Here is a 4,526-nt window from a genome sequence, read left to right as displayed (position 1 = left end):
GTGCCAGGACCACACGGTTTTGCCGTACGCTTATCCACGCCGTCGTCGAGGCGTAAACCAGCGTCCACCGCAACCCGCCCAACGTCCGTGACGACGGCCGACGCCCTTCTGACCAGGACGGGATGACGATAGATGCGCACTGATTTGGGTCGGCCGACAACAGAAATATTTTTGATTTACGGAAATTTTCTACTTGACACGATTTCTGAAACTCAGAACTGATTTGCCCGACGGGTTGATTTGTCGCACCCCGCATCTCACCACGCGTACCGCACCACGCCCTTGCCGGCGTAGCTGCGCGTCACGTTGGAGAACTCGCCTTCGAAGGTGGCGGCCGTCGACCAGCCGTTCATCCATTTGGTTTCGGCAGAAGCCGTGACGAGCGCGGAGTTGGCAGCTTGCGCCGCGCCGTTGACGAAGAAGCTGGCGCCCGGCAGCGTCTGGAACGTCGCCCCGATGCCGCGGTCGGGATTGAAATCATGCGCCCACGCCAGACGGCCGCGCAGCGTCAGGATCGCGGCCTGCATGGCGAACGATTTGTCGGTGCGCAGACCGAGTTCGCTGCGGGTATCGGTCACGCTCTTCGCACCATAAGCGAGGGCAAACGTGTTGGTGCCGGAGATGACGCCTTCCGCATAGGCCGGCAGTTCGAACGTCGTGAACTGGCCTGCGGCGTACGGCGTGAAGCCGATCCCGCCGATGACGGGGGCTACGAAGCGATAGCCGCCTTCGACGCGGCCGGACCAGGCATTGGCGTTGAACCGCGCGCGCAGTTGATCAATGCCGGCGATGGTGACGGTGCGATCGGTGGTGACGTCCTGCCAGCCATAGGCCAGCGCGCCGGAGAGGTAGGCAGCTCCGACATTGTGCCGGATGAACGCACCGGCCTGAAACAGGTCGGAACGCCCGTTGCCGTTGTTGGCGACGCTGAAATTGGTGCCGCCGCCGGCCAGCGAGAAGCCGGCGATGGTGAACGGCGAAAAGCGATAGTCGGCACCGATGGCGGTGCCATAGATCCGCGACGTCGCCGTATTGGAGCCGGCCACGGTATTGCCGTCGGTGGTCTGCGAGCCGCCGAAGCCGGCCGCCCACACGCTCCAGCGCTGCTGGAACGGCACCATTGGCGGCGCCTTGGTGTAGATCGCCGCCAGCGCGTCATTCGGATTGCGCTTCTTCGCGGCATAGGCCAGCGCTTCCTCATCGGCGAAACCGGATGCGTTGCCGCCGGCGGTTGCCGCGTCACCGCGCCCCGCAATGAACGGGTCCATCATCACGCCCATGAACTGGTTCATGGCGTTGAACGTGGCCTGCTGCGATCCCGTCGCGGTCTGCCCGGCCGCCTGCGACAGGCCATTCGGCGACAGATTGGCGAACACCGCCGGAATGCCGCCGGTGGCGTTGAAGAAATTGATCAACCCGTTGGCGACGTTCTGCTGGTTGACGTTCAGGCCGCCCGGGAAGTTGGGCCCGGAGAACAGCGCGAGATTGAGATAAACGTTGTTGGCGTCGTAGCTCAACGATGTCGTGGAAGTCGCGGGCGCATTTGAAGTGGTCAGCCCGCTGAAGGTCCCGCTGACGCCGCCGGTCGCCGTGAGGATGGTGTACTTCTTCTGCACATAGACTCCTGGCGCAAAGGTTGCGCCTACGGTAGCGCCGCCAAGCGTCGCTGTACCGGTGACGGCCACAAAAGAGGACGTCGTGGGATTGACCTGCACCAAATACTGAGCGGCCGCCTGGAACACGAGATTGCCTGTCATCGCCATCGACGAACCCGGCGTGCCGTTGCCCGGCGTAAAGATGCCGGAGATCGTGCCGTTGGCGCCGGTAACAGTGCCGGCGCCCTGCAGCCCAGCAAATGTCTGATTGAAGCCGTTCAAATCCAGAGTCGCGCCGCCCGAGACCGTGAAAAGGTTGCTGGTCCCGAACGCGGCGGCATGTCCGGCGCGCAGCGATCCGCCACCCACAGTCGTTGCGCCGCTATAGGTGTTGGCGCCCGAGAGCACGAGCGTGCCGGCGCCGTTCTTGTTCAGGCCCCAGATTCCGGCGTTGACACCCGCGCCGCCTGAACCGGTCTGGTCGGCGATCCCGTCTGAAATCGTTTGCGTCGCGCCGCTGCCGGGCAGGAAGTTGATGATGCCGTTGCCTTGAAGAAATATGCCTGTGCCGAAAGCAGAACCGCCGCCGCCCGCCGCCCCATTGTCGACGCCGCCAAGACCGGGGCCCCCCGCGCCGCCGGCACCGCCGGCGACGCTGCTGCCGTTGACGTTGAACGCGCCGGCAATCGTCAGCGAACCGCCCTCCTGAACGAACAGGGCGCCGCCCAATCCGCCGCCGCCGGCGCCACCACCGCCTCCGGCAACGCCACCGTTCGCCGCGATGCTGCTACCTTGGCCGGCGACGCCACCGCCGAAACCTCCACTACCGCCGGTTCCGCCCGCCTCACCCAAGTTGCCTGCGCCGGCGCCGCCGCCACCACCGCCGCCAAGGCCGCCAGCGCCTCCCTGATAGCCCACTATGGAGTGTCCACCTCCGCCGCCGCCGCCAAATCCCCCTGCGCCGCCCCTGTCGTCCGCAGCGTTGTGACTGCCGCCGCCGCCGAATCCGCCTTGACCGTTGCTGAATATGGGACTTCCGCCGACGCCGCCGGCGGCGCCATAACCGCCACCGCCACCGTTGATGCCACCGGGGACAGCGCCGGGACCGGGAATATGCCCTTGTCCCCCACTCGCGGCGCCAACGATGATGCCCGCCCCGGCCCCAGTCCCGCCGTCGTCGCCGTAGGCGCCGCGCCCGGCGCCGCCGCCGGCCGACGCCGCTGCATGGCCGCCGAGACCGCCGCCGCCGCCGCCGGCGCTTCCGCCCCCCACGCCGTCTCCGCCAGAGCCGCCGGCGCCGCCGGTTGCGCTATTGCCGGACAGAACGACGTTGCTCACGGTCACATTGCCACCGCTCGCCACGAACAGCGCACCGCCTGCGCCGAGTCCCCCGCCACCGCCGCCGGCACTGAAATTCTTGGGAGCGCCATTGCCGCCGAGCGCCTGGGTGTTCTGGATCGTCAGATTGTTGATGGCGACGCTGCCCGCATAGACAAAGAAGCCGCGCTGCACGCCGCCGCCGTCGAGCGTAAAGCCGCCGCCGTTGACCGTTACGTTGCTGGTGGTGTTGAAGGCATTCAGCGTATCGGACGCTGCGCCGCTAAGCGTGATGTTGTTCTGGAAATTAATGACGTAGCTCGTGCTGGCATTCGTGTCGGCCTGTGCGATCGCCGCCGAAAGGCTGGTGCCGTCGGATACATTGATGACCGTTTGGGCGTGCGCAGACGTGCAACTGATAAGGGCGTATGCCGTACCGCTCAGGAGGGCGGATCGCACGAGATGTTCGCGGAAATATCGACGGACCGGCCTGTTCTTCACTTTGTTACTCCACTCATGCGTCCGTCAGTCATCCAACGACCAAAATGTCTCGCGACACGAGCACTACCAGAAGCGGAAGTGCGGTGCGTCCCACCCGTTCACCACGCGTACCGCACCACGCCCTTGCCGGCGTAGCTGCGCGTCACGTTGGAGAACTCGCCTTCGAAGGTGGCGGCCGTCGACCAGCCGTTCATCCATTTGGTTTCGGCAGAAGCCGTGACGAGCGCGGAGTTGGCAGCCTGCGCCGCGCCGTTGACGAAGAAGCTGGCGCCCGGCAGCGTCTGGAACGTCGCCCCGATGCCGCGGTCGGGATTGAAATCATGCGCCCACGCCAGACGGCCGCGCAGGGTCAGGATCGCGGCCTGCATGGCGAACGATTTGTCGGTGCGCAGACCGAGTTCGCTGCGGGTATCGGTCACGCTCTTCGCACCATAAGCGAGGGCAAACGTGTTGGTGCCGGAGATGACGCCTTCCGCATAGGCCGGCAGTTCGAACGTCGTGAACTGGCCTGCGGCGTACGGCGTGAAGCCGATCCCGCCGATGACGGGGGCTACGAAGCGATAGCCGCCTTCGACACGGCCCGACCAGGCATTGGCGTTGAACCGCGCGCGCAGTTGATCAATGCCGGCGATGGTGACGGTGCGATCGGTGGTGACGTCCTGCCAGCCATAGGCCAGCGCGCCGGAGAGGTAGGCAGCTCCGACATTGTGCCGGATGAACGCGCCGGCCTGAAACAGGTCGGAACGCCCGTTGCCGTTGTTGGCGACGCTGAAATTGGTGCCGCCGCCGGCCAGCGAGAAGCCGGCGATGGTGAACGGCGAAAAGCGATAGTCGGCACCGATGGCGGTGCCATAGATCCGCGACGTCGCCGTATTGGAGCCGGCCACGGTATTGCCGTCGGTGGTCTGCGAGCCGCCGAAGCCGGCCGCCCACACGCTCCAGCGCTGCTGGAACGGCACCATTGGCGGCGCCTTGGTGTAGATCGCCGCCAGCGCGTCATTCGGATTGCGCTTCTTCGCGGCATAGGCCAGCGCTTCCTCATCGGCGAAACCGGATGCGTTGCCGCCGGCGGTTGCCGCGTCACCGCGCCCCGCAATGAACGGGTCCATCATC

2 protein-coding genes are annotated in these 4,526 nt (G+C 66.0%); both read right to left on the bottom strand.

Features of this window, described 5'->3' with window-relative positions:
- Nucleotides 1-257: 257 nt before the first annotated feature.
- Nucleotides 258-3,413 carry an autotransporter domain-containing protein gene (locus JQ558_RS38055; protein ID WP_312015074.1) on the bottom strand — a complete coding sequence of 1,052 codons (3,156 nt, stop codon included), beginning with the start codon at nucleotides 3,411-3,413 and terminating at the stop codon, nucleotides 258-260.
- Nucleotides 3,414-3,511: 98 nt separating this feature from the next.
- Nucleotides 3,512-4,526, bottom strand: a 1,015-nt coding sequence (locus JQ558_RS36855) for an autotransporter outer membrane beta-barrel domain-containing protein (protein WP_212296722.1), incomplete at its 5' end; no start/stop codon positions are given.

This window comes from Bradyrhizobium sp. AUGA SZCCT0160, assembly GCF_018130105.1.
Classification (GTDB): domain Bacteria; phylum Pseudomonadota; class Alphaproteobacteria; order Rhizobiales; family Xanthobacteraceae; genus Bradyrhizobium.
Note: the sequence above shows the minus strand (reverse complement) of the source record. Positions and strands in the feature narration are given on the sequence as shown.